Source organism: Devosia sp. Root413D1 (assembly GCF_001425235.1).
Taxonomy (GTDB): Bacteria; Pseudomonadota; Alphaproteobacteria; order Rhizobiales; family Devosiaceae; genus Devosia_A.
Window position 1 is genome coordinate 472,561 of the sequence record NZ_LMEA01000011.1, and the last position, 14,519, is coordinate 487,079.

Genomic DNA, 14,519 nt, shown 5'->3' on the forward strand with positions numbered 1-14,519 from the left:
GCGTGATCAGGAAAAGTTGCAGACTTTTCCGGTTCGATCACGCGACCAAGCGAGAACTACTCTTTGTTTACCGGCCCAGTTCAGCGCCTCTCAACGGCTGATGGATAGGCTCCAGGCGAACATAGCGGAGCCTCGCATGCCGTCCCCCGATTTCGCCCTCGCCATTTCCGGGCTCCGGAAGAGCTTCGACCACCCTGTCGTCGTCGATCTCGAGTTAACGGTGAAGGCCGGCGAATTCTACGCCCTGCTCGGACCGAACGGCGCCGGCAAGACCACCATTCTCCGCATGGTTGCGGGCCTCTTGAAGCCTGATGCCGGAGCGATCTCGGTCTACGGCATCGACACGGCGACGGACCCGATTGCCGCCAAATCCATCGTTGCCTGGGTCTCCGATGAGCCCATGGTCTATGACCGGCTGACCCCGCTGGAATATCTCGAGTTCGTCGCCGGCCTCTGGCGCATCGAGGCGCGCGAGGCCGAGCGCCAGTCCAACGAACTGATCGACTGGCTCGGTCTCCGTCCGCATGCCAACGAACGCTGCGGCGGCTTTTCCAAGGGCATGCTGCAGAAGGTGGCCCTGGCCGGTGCGCTGGTGCACAACCCACGGCTGATCATCCTCGACGAGCCGTTGACCGGCCTCGACGCCGGCTCCGCCCGGCAGGTCAAGGATGTGCTGAAGCAGAAGGTAGCGTCCGGCGTTACCGTCATCATGACCACCCACATCCTCGAGGTGGCCGAGCGCATGGCCGAACGGATCGGCGTCATCAACCACGGCCGCCTCGTCGCCGAAGGCACGCTCGCCGAGCTCCGCGCCCGCATCGGCCGCGAAACCACGCTCGAGGAAATTTTCCTCGACCTGGTGGCCCAGAAAGAAGCCGACCTCGCGGCGGTGGCCTGATGACCACGCCCGCGACGCTCCCCTGGTTCGCCGCCCACGAGTTCCGCCTCGCCTGGCGCGATTGGCTTGCCATGACCACCGGCGGCCGCAAGGTCCGCAGCGTCGTGCTGGTCCTGGTGCTCGGGCTGTTCTACCTGGGTCTGCATCTGCTCGCCAACGTGCTGCTGGCGCCGTGGGTCAGCCAGGGCATCGTTGCCGACAAGGCGACGCTGGTGATGGTCACCGGCACTGGTTTCCTGTTCTGGACGGTGATGCTGAGCCAGGCGCTGGAATCGGTTACCCGCGCCTATTACGCGCGCTCAGACCTCGACCTGATCCTCAGCTCCCCGGCGTCCTCGGCCAGCGTCTTCGCCGTCCGCACAGCGGCGACTGCCTTTGCCACGGTGCTGCTGGCCTGCCTCCTCGCAAGCCCGATCATCAACGTGATGATCGCCTATGAAGGGCCGAAATGGCTCGCCGCCTATGGCGTCCTCGCCGGCTTCGGCGCCCTTGCCGCGGCGATCTCGGTGCTGGTGACGGTCGGGCTGTTCCGCAGCATCGGCCCGGCCCGCACGCGGCTGATCGCCCAGATCATTGCCGGCATCGTCGGCGCCGGCTTCGTCATCGGCATCCAGGCTGTTGCTATCCTCAGCTTCGGCAACATGAACCGCTTCTCGGTGCTGCAATCTCCGGAGTTTGTCGCCGGAGCGCCCGACCTCGCCAACCCGCTCTGGCTGCCGGCGCGCGCCGCCATGGGCGATCTCGGCGCCATGCTCATCGTCCTCGGCCTCGGCCTCGGCGCCCTGGCGCTGGTGATCCGTCTCACCTCCGGCGGCTTCGCGCAGCATGCCATTGCGGCGGCCGGCGTCTCGGCTACTCGGGTGCAGCAAACCGCCTCCACCCGGCCCTTCCGCAAGGCCTCGCAGCGCCACGCGCTGCGGGTCAAGGAATGGCGGCTGCTGCTGCGTGACCCCTGGCTGCTCAGCCAGACGCTGATGCAGATCCTCTACCTATTCCCGCCGGCGCTGTTCCTGTGGGTCTCCTACGGCCAGAGCGCCGGCACCTATGTCGTGGTGATCCCGGTGATCGTCATGGCGGCCGGCCAGCTCGCCGGCGGCCTTTCCTGGCTGGCCATCTCTGGCGAAGACGCGCACGATCTCGTCGTCACCGCGCCGATCCACCCCCGCGCCGTGCTGATCGCCAAGATCGAGGCGGTGCTCTGTTCAATCGCCGTGGTATTCGCCCCGATACTGCTGTTCGTCGCGATCGCCTCGTGGGACTTGGCCTGGACCACCGCCATCTTCGTCGCCATCTCGACCGGCTCTGCCACCGCCATCCAGCTGTGGTTCCGCGTGCCGATGCGCCGCGCCATGTTCCGCCGTCGCCAGGTCGCTTCGCGCACCGCAACGATTTCCGAGGCGCTGAGCTCGATCATGTGGGCGGGCACCGCCGTGCTCGTCGCCGGCAACCAGTTGCTCGCCGTGCTGCCGGCAGCGCTCGCCGTCATCGTGCTGATCATCGCCTGGGCCCTCAGCCCCAAGGGCAAACGGGTTTAGCTGGCTGACCGCTGCCGCCAGTGATAGCCGCCCCCCACCCCTGTCCCCTCCCCGCAAGGGGGAGGGAGACCCTCACACCGGCGCCGAGGCAATCGTCTCCCTCCCCCTTGCGGGGAGGGATCAAGGGTGGGGGTCAGCGCACACCGGCACCAGAAGCGACGCCTTATTTCTACCGATGATCAGGTGCGAGGTAGGCGATCACCAACGCCGCCACCGCCACGACCGCCCCGATCGGCCCGAGCCAGCCAATATCAAGGTTCTCGAGCACCAGGCCGCCCACCAGCGCCGAGAGCGCCCCGCCGAGATTCATCGAGGTGAGGTTCAGCGACGCCGAGAGCGGCACCGCCGCCGGCGCCAGCGCGGCCAGCCGGTGCAGCTGTGGCGGAAAGAAGCCCCACGACACCACGCCGTAGAGCAGCATGTGGAAAAGGAACGCCGGCAGCACGGCGGGCCGCGGCAGCATCGCCAGCAGCGGTACGGCGGCCAGCAGCACAACCATCAGCCCGCCGATCACCAGCATGGTCTGCCTGCCCCCGATCCGATCGGCCAGCCGGCCGCCGAAGAAATTGCCGAACACCGCGCCGACGCCGAAGGCAAACATCACCAGCGGCAGCAGCACGCGGTCGAGCCCGAGCAGGTCCGTGGTCACCGGCGCCAGGTAGTTGAAGAAGGTGAAGCTCGCCATCACCATCACGCCGGAAGCGAGCAGCGTCAGCGGCATCCCCGGCACCTTCAGCACGCTCAGCCGCTCTCGGATAGTTCGAGGGTCGCCGTGGATATCGCCAGGCAGCTTCAGCCACATCGTCGCCGAAGCGATGATCGCGAGGACGCCAAGCCCGAGATAAGCGACGCGCCAGCCAAGGAACTCCGCCACCAGCGCCGAGGCCGGCACACCGACCGCCACCGCGATAGAGCCGCCCATCACCACCGTCGAAATCGCCGAACCGCGTTTACCCGGTGCCGCCAGGGCCACCGCGGTCGCCTGCGCGGTCGAGGTGAACAGCCCCGCGCCCAGCGCCATGCAGGTTCGAGCCAGCACCAGCAGCAGGAAGCCGGGCAGCACCCCGAGCAACAGGCACATCAGCCCGAACAGCAGCTCGGCTCCGGCGACTACCGAGCGCCGGTCGAGGTGCCCGAACAGGGTCGAGAGCAGCGGCGTGCCGATGCCATAGGCGATGGAATAGCCGAAGATCAGGTAGCCGGCCTGCGCCAGGCTGACGCCGGTTTCGGTCGCAATGGCGGGCAGCACGCTGACGATGAGCGAACTCTCGACGCTGCCGGCAAATGCCCCCAGCGCCAACCACAGCAGTCGCACGTCCATCGTCGGAAACCCCTCGCCCGACGATGGTTAGGAGAGCCCCCGACGCCGGTCAAGCCGCCGGGGTCTAAGCCTTTCAGCCGAGCCCGGCGGCCTCGACTTTAGCCAAGCCGGGGCATGGCGATGGCGCGCGGCCGGCTGAGGAGCAGCACCCCGAGCGCCAGCGCCGGGAAGATCGCCGCTACCAGCCCGAGTTCATTGATCGGCAGGTGCTCAAGCACCAGGCCGCCGACCAGTGCGCCCAGCGCCGTGCCGAGATAAAGGAACGAGGCGTTGAGCGACAAGGCCAGTGGCGCCGAACTCGGCGACAGGGCAACGACGCGGCTCACCTGCCCCGGCACGAACATCCAGCCGGCAATGCCCCAGGCCACCATGAAGGCGAAGTAAGCCGGGGTGATCGCCGCCTGCGGCAGCAATGGGATGGCGCCGAGCAGCAGCAGGAAGCCGATATTGAGCACCGCCGCGATGGTGACCGTCGCCTGCGCGCCGATCCGATCCGACAGTTGCCCACCCAGCGGATTGCCCAGCGCCGCGCCGAGCCCATAGGCCAGCATGACGAAGGGCAGCAGCCCGGCATCGAGCCCCATCAGCCTGGTGGTCACCGGTCCGAGGTAAATGAACGCCGCAAATGGCCCCGTCATGTAGAGCAGGATCGTCAGCAGCGCCGGCAACAGGCCCGGCACGCTGAGCACGCCCAGCCGCTCGCCCAGCCCGCGCCGGTCGCCCTCTATGCCCCTGGGCAACATCAGCCAGATCGCCGCCGCGGTCAGCACGCCGACCCCGGCAATGGCGAAATAGGTGCCGCGCCACCCGGCAAAGCCCGAGAGAAACGCCCCGATCGGCGCCCCCAGCGCCACTGCCATGGTGGTGCCGGCAACCACCGTCGCCACGGCCCTCGCCCGGCGTTCAGCCGGCGCCAGCGTCACCGCCGCGGCCTGTGCGGTCGCCGCGTAGAGCCCGGCCGAAGCAGCGATGATCAGCCGCGCCACCAGCAACATAGCGTAACCCTGCGACAGGGCCGCGAGCAGCGCGCCGGCGGCGAACACCAGCGCCACTACCGCCAGCAGCGGACGCCGGTCGAACCGGCCGGTGAACGCCGAAAGCACCGGCGCCCCCACCGCGTAGGCGATGGCATAGGCGAAAACCAGATAACCGGCCTGGGTGATCGTCACGCCGCTATCGGCCGCGATGGCCGGCAGAAGCGTAGCGATGACGAAGCCCTCGACGCCGACGGCAAAGGTGCCGAGCGCGAGCCAGATGAGCCGCGTGTCCATGTGAAGATCCTTAGTTCAATGATTGTTGAACAAATGAACCTCGTCAGCGCCCCCGTCAAGCCCTAGTTCAACGATCATTGAACTTTGACGGAAAATGGCATAGGTGAGAGCCATGAACACTCAGCCGCCTTTGCCCCATCCGGACGCCGACCAGATCACCTTGCCCACCGTGCTCACCGCGCTCGGCGACCAGACGCGGCTGGCGATCATCGGGCATTTGTCGCGCTGCGAGGGCACTGGCATGACCTGCGGGCAGTTTACCGATCTCGCCAGCAAGACGTCGATTACCTACCACGTAAGCAAGCTGCGCGAGGCCGGCGTGGTCAATGTCACGCCCGAAGGCACCCGCCGCCGCGTCACCCTGCGGCGCGACGATCTCGACCATCGCTTCCCCGGCTTCCTCGACTCGATCATCACCAGTACGCGTGATCTCCACATCGATGGATTCGAGGACGAACCGAATGAGCCGGCTGAGCTTTCGCGACGCGACCCCTGACGATCTCGGCTTCATCGTCCGGCTGATCGTCGATGACAGCGTCGTCGCCACTGACGACCGCCCCGACGAGCCGCAGCACCCGCGCTACCTCGCCGCCTTCAAGGCCATCACCGCCGACCCCAACCAGCGGCTGATCATCGCCGAGCTTGACGGCGAGGCCGTCGGCACTGAGCAGCTCAGCTTCATCCCCGGTATCAACCGGCTTGGCGAATGGCGCTGCCTGATCGAGGCGGTGCACATCGCTCCCGCGCATCGCAACAAGGGTTTTGGCGGCGAGATGATCGGCTGGGCCGTTGCAGAGGCCCGCACCCGCGGCTGCGGCCTCGTCCAGCTCACCTCGAACAAGCAGCGGCTGGACGCCCATCGCTTCTACGAGCGGCTGGGCTTCAAGAAGAGTCACGAGGGCTTCAAGCTGGCGCTATGAGCCGCTTCGCTGGGCGGGCGCTTACCCGGAAGCCTGTGTTTTGGTCTCCCTCCCCATGTTTAGGGGGAGGGAGACGCTCTCACTGTCCCTGGTGTTCTGGACTACCGCTCGGTTGACCGCAGCACCACCGCGACCAAATCCGCCCGCGCGCCGTCATCGGGCAGGTCATGCGGGCCAAAACCCTCCGCGGTGTTGACATTCAGCACCACGCCGGTGGTGCGGAACCCCAGTACTTCTTCGAAGCCACCGCTCTCGCCCTGCACCATCAGCGGCGCCGAGGGGTCAAACGTCTCGAGCATGGCGATCACGTCGCCCACGGTCAGCCCGGCGAGCTCGGGGGCCTTGGGTGCATGGCGTTTTTCGAGAAGGTCGAGCACGGCGGTCTGTCCTGAGATGCATTCTCGAAGGGACAGTGCGCAGCACACGGCAAAACCCGCACCCCACAAATGAGGGGTTCAACCGCCTATGGGTAGCATTGCTTTCACAGCGCTTTCAGGAAAAGTTGCAAACGTTTCTGGCTGAAAGCGCGATAAATCAAAGGCTTACAGACACCTCTTCGGTTCAGTGAACCGATGACCTGGCTCTAGAGATACTGCAGCCGCGCCACGAGGTGGCCGAGCTCGGATTGCTTGTTGATCCCGAGCTTGTCGTAGACCGTCTTCAGCGTCGAGCGCGCCGTATGCTCGGAAATCCTGAGTTCCGCCGCCGCCCCACGCGGCGCATGGCCAACGCCCACCAGCGCGGCGAGCCTGGCTTCCGCCCCGGTCAGCCCGAACAGTTGCAGCATCTGTGCGGCATCGCGCCGCTCCGGCCCGCGCGGATCGGCCAGCAGCACCAGCGCCGCATCGCCGCCATGCTCGCCATGCTCGAGCGGCATCACATAAGCGAGCAGGTGCCCACCGCCGGGGCGGGTCAGTGCGATCGGTTCCGATACTCGCGGCCCCTTGCGCGCGCAACTCATCTTCAGCGCCTGACAAAGCGCGTGCTTTTCGGCCGGCACGCCGCTCAGCAGTGGCTCCCCTGCCCGCGAACCATCCGGTCCGAGCAAGGCCCGCCCGCTGGCATTAGCTTCGATCAGCGTCCCATCCTGCCGCACCACGGCAGCAGCCCGGCCGGTATCCTCGATCAGCGCGAGAAACACCGAGGCGGCATTGCCCGAAGCGGTTCGCCCCACCACCCGGGGCTCGCTCCAGATCGAATTCACGCGCACCGCATCGAGCGCGAACACGTACTCGACCGGCCGCAGCGCCCGCATGTAGTCGGGCGCCGCGTCGGTGATCTCCAGCGTCACGATGTCTGCGTCCGCCAGGTCCGCCACGGTCGAGTCCGCATGCTTGATCAGCCCTGCATCGGTCAGCCCGAGGAAGTTGTCGACGCCCGACAGCGCCGGCCGCAGTTCACCTGGCCGGATCGTCGCCCGCAACCAGTCGACCCCGCCGACCGAGGCAACGCCATGCAACAGTTCCCCATCGCGCCAGGTCCGCGCCACGCCCTCGACCGTCGCGCCCGAATAGAACTTCCGCATCGTCGCGGCGCCCGGCTCATCCATGATGTTGCCCATCACGAACATGCCCTCGCCGATGTCGGAACCTCGCCCCCCCTCCACCGACACCCCGACCAGCCCACGCATATAGGGCGCGATGCCGTAGCCGGTGGGCGCCTGGTAGATGCCGAGCACCCCGATGCTGGCCGGCGACAGCACCAGACCATCGGGCAGGAACGGCCGCACCGCATCGGGATCGATCCGGAACCCCGCCCAGATCACGTCGATGGCAAGCTTGTGGAAGGGCGGCACCATGTCGGCAGCCGGACGCAGCGCCGAGAGTGGCCTGTCGAGATCCCTGAGGGACTTGCGAACCTTATCGCCCAGCATCGGCTTTCCCCGGCCGAATCAATCGAACTCGAAACGGCTGGCCCATCCGCGCGCGACGCCCCCGCACAGATGAGGCATGTAATCGATCTCACAAATTCTAGGGAAATCGCCCGGCCGGATCAATCGACTTACATTGAGGCCTTGCGTCATTTCTCGATTGCCCCCAGCCGCGCCAGCACTTCGGGCGGAATGCCGTAGTGGCGGATGGCGTCGCGCTGGTCACGCATCCCGCAGGCTTCGCGCTGCACGAAGAACTTCCACACGTCGCGCGCCGCGGCCTTGACCAGGATCAAGCGTTCATCGGCTGAGCCCGGCGCCGCATCGAACGCCTTGAGCGCCGCCATCGCCTTCTCCACCTGCCGCCCGTGATAGCCGAGCGAGGCGGCCTTCTCGGCCATCACCTCGCTTTCGATGGGGCCGAAGCCGCTGGTCAGTCGTTGGCGCAGTTCGGCGAGGTCGGCGATGCTCAAGCTCATGCGCCGAAATTAGGTAGCGCCATCAGCGGCTGCAACCCCTCGCTCTTTTCCAGTTGGCGGACGCGCGCTAGAAGCGTCTGATGACCAGCCACCTGAGCCGCTCCACCGCCACCTTCATCGGCTTCACCGCGGTGCTGCTGTGGTCGCTGCTTGCTTTCCTCACCGCCGCCAGCGGCACCATGCCGGCCTTCCAGCTCACCGCCATCACCTTCGCCATCGGCGGGCTGTCGCTGCTGCTGATCCGGCCGGGTGCCATCAAGGCGATGCGGCAGCCGCTGCCGGTCTGGCTGCTGGGCGTCGGTGGGCTGTTCGGCTACCACTTCTGCTATTTCTTCGCGCTCAGGAACGCCCCACCCGTTGAAGCCGGGCTGATCAACTATCTCTGGCCGCTGCTGATCGTGGTGTTCTCCGCCCTGCTCCCCGGCGAGCGGCTCAAATGGCAACACATCGCCGGCTGCGCGTTGGCGCTCACCGGTGCCGTGCTCGTCGTCACCCGCGGCCAGGGCTTTGGCTTTGATGCGCAGTACAGCCTCGGCTACGCCACCGCACTGTGCGCTGCCGTCATCTGGGCCAGCTATTCCGTGCTGTCGCGCCGCTTCGCCGCGGTCAGCAGTGACGCTATCGCCGGCTTCTGCCTCGTCACCGCCATCCTCGCCGCGATCTGCCACCTGCTGCTCGAGCAAACGGTGTGGCCCACCGACCTCTGGCAATGGGCCGCCTTGATCGGACTCGGGCTTGGTCCGGTCGGCCTCGCCTTCTACGTCTGGGACATCGGGGTGAAACGCGGCGACATCCAGGTGCTCGGCGCCGCGTCCTACTCCGCCCCGCTGCTCTCGACGCTGATCCTTATCCTTACCGGCTATGCCAGCTACAGCCACGTGATCCTGATCGCCTGCCTCCTGATTACCGCCGGCGCCGTGCTGGCCGCCAAGGACCTGCTATTCCGCCGGCGCTCTGCCGCTGCTGCCGAATAGAGAAGGCCGGGATCGCTCCCGGCCTCTCGGATCGAAGGCACGCCCCTGCTAAGGGCGCAGACCTCAGAACAGGAACGATGCGGTCGCCGGGTTGGCGCCGACGCGGCCGTCGCGCTGGTCCAGCCCGCTGATCTTGGCCATGTCATCCGCGTCGAGTTCGAAGCCGAACACGTCGAAATTCTCCACCATGCGTTCACGATGCGTGGTCTTGGGGATGACGATCAGCCCGTCCTGCAGGTGCCAGCGGATGATCACCTGGGCGATCGATTTGCCATGCTTTTTGGCAATCGCGCTGACCGTCGCATCGTCGAGCATCCGGCCCGAGCCGAGTGGGCTCCAGCTCTCGATGATGATGTTGTTGGCCTTGTGGAAGTCGCGCTTGTCGCGCTGCTGGAACCGCGGGTGCAGTTCGATCTGGTTGACCACCGGCGTCTCACCGGTCTCGCCGATGATCCGCTCGAGATGATCCTGGTTGAAGTTGGAGACGCCGATCGAGCGGATCCGCCCCTGCGTCTTCAGCTCCACCAGCGTCTTCCACGCCTCTACGAACTTGCCCTGGCTCGGCACCGGCCAGTGGATCAGGAACAGGTCGAGCTGCTCGAGCCCGAGCGCCTTCATCGTTGCATCGAAGCTCGAGAGCGCCAGGTCGCGGGCGTGGCCGCCATTGCGCAGCTTCGAGGTGATGAACAGTTCGCTCCGCGGCACGCTGACGCGCTTGATCGCCTCGCCGACGCCTTCCTCGTTCTGATAGCCCTCGGCCGTATCGATCGAGCGGTAACCGACCTCGATCGCGTCGGATACGACGCGCGCCGTAATGGCCGGATCGACCTGCCAGACGCCCAGTCCCAGTTGCGGAATGGAATTGCCGTCGCGAAGTTTGATGGATGGAACCGCTGCCATTTACTGCCTCCAAAGCTGAACGATGAGACGACCCGGGCGTCGCCATCGACGCTGAGAGATAGATCGGGATGTCTGGTATCCGGCAGGACAATGCCGCCGGCGGGGGAAAGGTTCAGGCGCCGCCGGCTCATGCCACGCGTCCGCCTCTATCGTTGATAGCCGATATTGGCTCCAGCGTCATCTGCCGATGCTTCCGGAAATCAAAGAAGGCCGCCCGATCAAATGCCCCTTGACGCAGTTGACTCCCCCCGCGCCTTCGACCGTAATCGGGTGGAGCGACCGCTGTGGACGACGGAGTTCGGGGCTTGCAGATGCCTGACCAGACTGGCCCCGAAGGGGTGAGCCAGCGCCTCAACAGCTGGAAGGAAATCGCTGCCTTCTTCGGCAAGGATGAGCGCACGGTCAAACGCTGGGAGAGCATTCGCGGCCTGCCGGTGCGGCGCGTCCCCGGTGGCACCCGCACCTCGGTTTTCGCCTATGTCAGCGAGCTCGAAGCCTGGCTCAGCGCGCCGCGCCCGGTAGCTGCCCCGCCGCCGGCCGACGCCACCGCGCCCACTGCCAGCCGCCCCCTGCTGCTCCCGCTGGCAGCCGCCATCGCCATCCTCGCCGTGCTGATCGTCGGCCTCATCGCCACGGCCCAGCCGCCAGCCCGGCCCGTCCCCGCCATCCCGGCCGAAGCCAGCGCCCTCTACGACGAAGGCGTCATCGCCTGGACCAACCGGACTGCCTCGGGCTTCGCCACCGCCATCGAGAAGTTCGATGCGGCGCTCGCCATTGCACCAGATTATGCCCGCGCCGAAGTCGGCCGCGCCAATGTCTACAACCTGATCAGCCAGTACACGCTGGCTCCCGCTGCCGAGTCCTACGCCAAAGCCAAACAGGCCGCCGAGCGCGCCCTCAGCCTCGATCCGCAATCGGGCGAGGCCTATGCGGCGCTCGGCTTCAACGCCTTCTACGGCAGCCACGAGTTCGCCCGTTCCGCCGAGCTGTTCGACAAGGCGCTGGCTCTGGCTCCGGACAACGCCCAGGCCCTCCACTGGTATGCCCTGACCTCGATGCAGATGGGCAAGTTCGAGCGCCCGCTCGCGCTGATCGACCGCGCCCTGGTGCAGCAACCGGACTCGCGCTCCATTCGCGCCAATGCGGCGCTGATCCACTACTATGCCGGCGATACCGAGGCCGCGATTGCGATGCTCGAGCAGCTGCGGCAGGCCAACCCCGACTATCTCGCCGTGCCGGCTTATCTCGCCACCATTTACCTCGACCAGCGCCGCTACGCCGATTTCCTCGATAGCTACGAGATTGCCGCCAGTGTCGAGGGCAGCGTCGGCCGCCAGTTGATCGCCAAGGCCGCTCGCGCCGCCCTGCCGCAAGGTGGCGAGGCCATGCTGCGCGCCATGCTCGCTGAACAGCAGCGCCAGTTCCTGGCCGAGCGGGAAAAAGCTTACAAGGTCGCCGCCACTGCCGCCCTGCTCGGCGACAAGCAGCTTGCCCTCACCTACCTCGAAACCTCGGTGGAGCGCGCCGAGACCATTGGCCTCTTGGTCGAGCCGGAATTCCGGACCCTCCGCGCCGAGCCCCGCTTCACGGCGCTGCTGACCCGCCTTGGATTGCCGCAGAGTTAGCTAGGGAGCGTTTCACGCTGCGGTTGAAACGCCCTGTGCCCGGGCTCGACCTGCCCGCCCCACCGGCCGTCATCCCAGCGAAAGCTGGGACCCAACTCACCGCCCGCGCCAGCCGATGGATGGGTCCCAGCTTTCGCTGGGATGACACCGCGGATGGGGGAGCTAGGGTGGATCAGCTCGGACATCGGCTATCAATCACTGGTGCCGAAGTTACTCGGCCCACGGCAGGTGGTTCGGTCGCCCACGAAATCCTCAAATCTTCACCACCGCGCCGGTGACGTACATCACCACGCCGCCAGCAATCAGCCCGGCGATCACCACCGGCGTGAACCAGGTTCTGGCCTTGCCGGCATTGCTGCGCGTGAGGTACGCCCCGACTTCGACGATCACCTGCAGGATGGCGCCGGCTCCGACGCCCAGCGCCAGCGCCGTCCATTGTGGTGCCGTGGCGAGACTGCCGATCCACAGCCCAACCACCGCCGGCCCGCCGGCCAGCATGGCCAGCCCGGCGAAGGCCCAGAGCGGCACCTTCTGTTTGAGGATCGGTGCGGCGATGCCAATCCCCTCGGTGACGTTGTGCAGCGCAAACCCGGCGATCAGGAACAACCCCAGTCCGGCTGCTCCCGAGGCAAAGGCCGCGCCGATTGCCAGCCCTTCGCCGAAATTGTGGAGCCCAATGCCCAGCGCAATGAAGCCGGCGAGCTGCAGCCCGCCCGGCGCGCCGCGCCAGCGTCCCACTGCCATCAGCAACAGGAAACTCGCCGCCGCTGCCAGCACCACCAGCGCTGGCCCCTGGAACATCGCCGCAGCCTCGCCGGCCAGTTCCAGCGCCTCGCCGATCATATCGACGAAGAGGAACGCCAACAGCCCCACCGTCAGCGCCAGGAGGAAGTTCATCCCCTCGCGACCTATGCCGCGCAGCGCCGGATAGAACATCAGCCCCACGGTGACCGGCAGCAGCCCGACGATCAGCCCGATGATCGCCTGCCCGCCCAGCGCCGCCTCGGTCGGTCGCGGTGTCGGCACGGCCACGGCGATCTCATGGTCGAACGTCGCCCCCGTGTCGGTGACGAACCGCACTGCATGCGCCTCACCCAGCACCCAGGGATAGGCGATCGAAATCCAGGCTGTCGCGCCGCGCGGCAACGGCCCCGCCGGCTCCTGGGTAAACAGCCAATAGGCATCGTCGACCTGCACCTGCGCGATCCGCATATCGGTTGAGCCGCCGGCCCGCACCTCCATCCTGAGCCCGGCGCTGTCGAGCACCGTCCGCTCGATCGTCAGCCCCTCGACCGGCGGCGCGCCGATATCGAGGTTGCGCAGCGGGTTGGCCGCAAACACCCAGGCCAGCGCCGCTGCCAGCACCGCCAGCGGCAACAGCACCCAGAGCAACCGCCCCCAACCCGACAGTTTTCGTTCGACATCAGAGGTCTCGGCAATGTCGCTCATCTCACGCCTCCACCACGTCGAACATGCCCATCCAGCCGAGCTCGGTGAACTCGCTCTGGTGCGCGTGGAACATGTAGAGGCCCGGCTCGTGCCTGATGTAGCTGAACTCGAGGATGCCGCGCTGCGCCTGGCACTGCATGATCAGGTCGACGGTCTTCAGGGTCGGCGAAAGGTTCGTGCCGGTATCGTAATAGTCGAAGAAGTTCGCGTGCAGGTGGAAGGAGTTGATCGGATCGAACTCGGTCACGTTGATCAGGTAGATCCGCACCGGTCGGCTCTTCTCGATGCGGATCGGCGCCTTGGCATAGGCGTGGGCGATCGAGTTGACCGCGTAGAACTCGTTCTCGCTGTCGAAATTGGTGTCGAAGGCGTTCATCACCATGATGAGCTCCTGCCAGCGCGCATTCTCGGGCGTGCCGAGCAGCCGCCCGCTGGCCAGCTCCGCCGCCTCCGGATGCAGCGCCGGGTCGGGATCGATGACGAACGCGCCGTACATCCCCTTGTGCATGTGCCGCCGCAGCGGCAGCGCGTGGCAATGGTAGAGGTGGCAGCCGAACGGGAAAGCGTCGAACTCGTAGACGAAGCTTTCGCCCGGATTGATCAGCCCCGCCCCGGGCACCCCATCCATCCGCGCCGCATGGATGCCGTGGAAGTGCATGGAGTGCGGGTGTGAGCCGAAGTTGCGAAAGGTGATCTGCAGCCGCTCGCCCTCCTTGGCCCGGAGCGCCGGACCGGGGACGCGGCCATTATAGGTCCAGGCCGGGAACTTCACTCCCGGCGCGATTTCGATTTCCTTGTCCACCGCCTCGATGACGAAACTGCGCAGCACCCGTCCATCGGGCAGCGTCGAGACGGTTCCGGTCTCCCACTCGGTCAGCAGCTCAGTCGTGGTGAAGCCGTTGGCGGCGTCGTCGACGGCGCCCACCGTCAGCATGTCGCCATGCGCCGAGTGGGCTCCGCCATAGGGAACTTCGGGCTCGGTGGCTGGTGTCGCCGGCGCGGCGGCTCCGGCATGGTCCGCATGCCCCTCCTGCCCCATCGCCTCGTTCAGCGCGATCGCCGTTCCGCCTGCAGCAACCAGCCCTGCCCGCAGGAAATCCCGCCGCCGCACCGAATCCAACGACACATCATCCTCCACTTGCGAATGGTTCGCATTCGCAATGCTAACAGAACGCTAGATCGCTGCAAGTGCGTATCATTTGCAGGAAGTGGGTTCGATCGCGGCTACGGATGCCCCTCGGCGGTGCCATCTACCCAACTTGGGTGTGGTGAGCATA

The 14,519-nt window shown here is 66.5% G+C and carries 14 protein-coding genes; 6 read left to right on the top strand and 8 right to left on the bottom strand.

What is annotated here, in order from left to right; all coding sequences use genetic code 11:
• Nucleotides 1–136 precede the first annotated feature (136 nt).
• Nucleotides 137–898, top strand: a complete 762-nt coding sequence (locus ASC89_RS19595) for an ABC transporter ATP-binding protein (RefSeq protein WP_082533476.1) — start codon at nucleotides 137–139, stop codon at nucleotides 896–898.
• Complete coding sequence (locus ASC89_RS19600) at nucleotides 898–2,433, top strand: hypothetical protein (protein WP_056000895.1); 1,536 nt, start codon at nucleotides 898–900, stop codon at nucleotides 2,431–2,433. The genes ASC89_RS19595 and ASC89_RS19600 overlap by 1 nt, the downstream gene beginning before the upstream one ends.
• Nucleotides 2,434–2,602: 169 nt before the next feature.
• On the opposite strand, the gene ASC89_RS19605 is transcribed toward ASC89_RS19600, so the two are convergent.
• Both ASC89_RS19605 and ASC89_RS19610 read right to left on the bottom strand, forming a co-directional pair.
• Complete coding sequence (locus ASC89_RS19605; RefSeq protein ID WP_056000900.1) at nucleotides 2,603–3,754, bottom strand: MFS transporter; 1,152 nt, start codon at nucleotides 3,752–3,754, stop codon at nucleotides 2,603–2,605.
• Nucleotides 3,755–3,852: 98 nt separating this feature from the next.
• Nucleotides 3,853–5,025, bottom strand: coding sequence for an MFS transporter (locus tag ASC89_RS19610; RefSeq protein WP_056000903.1), 1,173 nt, complete (start codon nucleotides 5,023–5,025; stop codon nucleotides 3,853–3,855).
• Between the two features lie 112 nt (nucleotides 5,026–5,137).
• Here ASC89_RS19610 and ASC89_RS19615 point away from each other — a divergent pair, with 112 nt between their 5' ends.
• On the top strand, nucleotides 5,138–5,521 hold the full coding sequence (locus ASC89_RS19615; protein WP_055880464.1) for a helix-turn-helix transcriptional regulator: 384 nt from the start codon (nucleotides 5,138–5,140) through the stop codon (nucleotides 5,519–5,521).
• Entirely contained in the window at nucleotides 5,487–5,945 is a 459-nt protein-coding gene (locus tag ASC89_RS19620; protein WP_056000906.1) for a GNAT family N-acetyltransferase, read from the top strand. Before ASC89_RS19615 ends, ASC89_RS19620 begins: the two co-directional genes overlap by 35 nt.
• 101 nt (nucleotides 5,946–6,046) lie before the next feature.
• On the opposite strand, the gene ASC89_RS19625 is transcribed toward ASC89_RS19620, so the two are convergent.
• The 3 genes from ASC89_RS19625 to ASC89_RS19635 form a co-directional block, all read right to left on the bottom strand.
• Complete coding sequence (locus ASC89_RS19625) at nucleotides 6,047–6,322, bottom strand: hypothetical protein (protein WP_055880471.1); 276 nt, start codon at nucleotides 6,320–6,322, stop codon at nucleotides 6,047–6,049.
• Between the two features lie 206 nt (nucleotides 6,323–6,528).
• A complete protein-coding gene (locus ASC89_RS19630; protein WP_056000909.1) occupies nucleotides 6,529–7,818 on the bottom strand; it encodes a hypothetical protein in 1,290 nt (429 codons plus the stop codon).
• A 146-nt stretch (nucleotides 7,819–7,964) separates the two neighbouring features.
• Nucleotides 7,965–8,294 carry a DUF6665 family protein gene (locus ASC89_RS19635; RefSeq protein ID WP_056000912.1) on the bottom strand — a complete coding sequence of 110 codons (330 nt, stop codon included), beginning with the start codon at nucleotides 8,292–8,294 and terminating at the stop codon, nucleotides 7,965–7,967.
• 80 nt (nucleotides 8,295–8,374) lie between these two features.
• Between ASC89_RS19635 and ASC89_RS19640 the strand changes: the two genes are divergently transcribed.
• On the top strand, nucleotides 8,375–9,268 hold the full coding sequence (locus ASC89_RS19640; protein ID WP_056000915.1) for a DMT family transporter: 894 nt from the start codon (nucleotides 8,375–8,377) through the stop codon (nucleotides 9,266–9,268).
• Nucleotides 9,269–9,331: 63 nt separating this feature from the next.
• On the opposite strand, the gene ASC89_RS19645 is transcribed toward ASC89_RS19640, so the two are convergent.
• Nucleotides 9,332–10,168, bottom strand: coding sequence for an aldo/keto reductase (locus ASC89_RS19645; RefSeq protein ID WP_056000918.1), 837 nt, complete (start codon nucleotides 10,166–10,168; stop codon nucleotides 9,332–9,334).
• A 311-nt stretch (nucleotides 10,169–10,479) separates the two neighbouring features.
• Here ASC89_RS19645 and ASC89_RS19650 point away from each other — a divergent pair, with 311 nt between their 5' ends.
• Complete coding sequence (locus ASC89_RS19650; RefSeq protein WP_156384691.1) at nucleotides 10,480–11,793, top strand: tetratricopeptide repeat protein; 1,314 nt, start codon at nucleotides 10,480–10,482, stop codon at nucleotides 11,791–11,793.
• A gap of 252 nt (nucleotides 11,794–12,045) precedes the next feature.
• Here ASC89_RS19650 and ASC89_RS19655 read toward each other — a convergent pair whose 3' ends face one another.
• Nucleotides 12,046–13,242 (bottom strand): ZIP family metal transporter, encoded by a 1,197-nt coding sequence (locus ASC89_RS19655; RefSeq protein WP_056000924.1) that lies wholly within the window; start codon nucleotides 13,240–13,242, stop codon nucleotides 12,046–12,048.
• Between the two features lies 1 nt (nucleotide 13,243).
• Nucleotides 13,244–14,281, bottom strand: a complete 1,038-nt coding sequence (locus ASC89_RS19660; RefSeq protein ID WP_082533532.1) for a multicopper oxidase domain-containing protein — start codon at nucleotides 14,279–14,281, stop codon at nucleotides 13,244–13,246.
• Nucleotides 14,282–14,519 lie beyond the last annotated feature (238 nt).

What these genes read in the sequence shown, in the direction of transcription:
- ASC89_RS19595 (WP_082533476.1), top strand. Translation starts at nt 137, where the DNA reads ATGCCGTCCCCCGATTTCGCCCTCGCCATTTCCGGGCTCCGGAAGAGC.
- ASC89_RS19600 (WP_056000895.1), top strand. Translation starts at nt 898, where the DNA reads ATGACCACGCCCGCGACGCTCCCCTGGTTCGCCGCCCACGAGTTCCGC.
- ASC89_RS19605 (WP_056000900.1), bottom strand. Translation starts at nt 3,754, where the DNA reads ATGGACGTGCGACTGCTGTGGTTGGCGCTGGGGGCATTTGCCGGCAGC.
- ASC89_RS19610 (WP_056000903.1), bottom strand. Translation starts at nt 5,025, where the DNA reads ATGGACACGCGGCTCATCTGGCTCGCGCTCGGCACCTTTGCCGTCGGC.
- ASC89_RS19615 (WP_055880464.1), top strand. Translation starts at nt 5,138, where the DNA reads ATGAACACTCAGCCGCCTTTGCCCCATCCGGACGCCGACCAGATCACC.
- ASC89_RS19620 (WP_056000906.1), top strand. Translation starts at nt 5,487, where the DNA reads ATGAGCCGGCTGAGCTTTCGCGACGCGACCCCTGACGATCTCGGCTTC.
- ASC89_RS19630 (WP_056000909.1), bottom strand. Translation starts at nt 7,818, where the DNA reads ATGCTGGGCGATAAGGTTCGCAAGTCCCTCAGGGATCTCGACAGGCCA.
- ASC89_RS19635 (WP_056000912.1), bottom strand. Translation starts at nt 8,294, where the DNA reads ATGAGCTTGAGCATCGCCGACCTCGCCGAACTGCGCCAACGACTGACC.
- ASC89_RS19640 (WP_056000915.1), top strand. Translation starts at nt 8,375, where the DNA reads ATGACCAGCCACCTGAGCCGCTCCACCGCCACCTTCATCGGCTTCACC.
- ASC89_RS19645 (WP_056000918.1), bottom strand. Translation starts at nt 10,168, where the DNA reads ATGGCAGCGGTTCCATCCATCAAACTTCGCGACGGCAATTCCATTCCG.
- ASC89_RS19650 (WP_156384691.1), top strand. Translation starts at nt 10,480, where the DNA reads ATGCCTGACCAGACTGGCCCCGAAGGGGTGAGCCAGCGCCTCAACAGC.
- ASC89_RS19655 (WP_056000924.1), bottom strand. Translation starts at nt 13,242, where the DNA reads ATGAGCGACATTGCCGAGACCTCTGATGTCGAACGAAAACTGTCGGGT.
- ASC89_RS19660 (WP_082533532.1), bottom strand. Translation starts at nt 14,281, where the DNA reads ATGGGGCAGGAGGGGCATGCGGACCATGCCGGAGCCGCCGCGCCGGCG.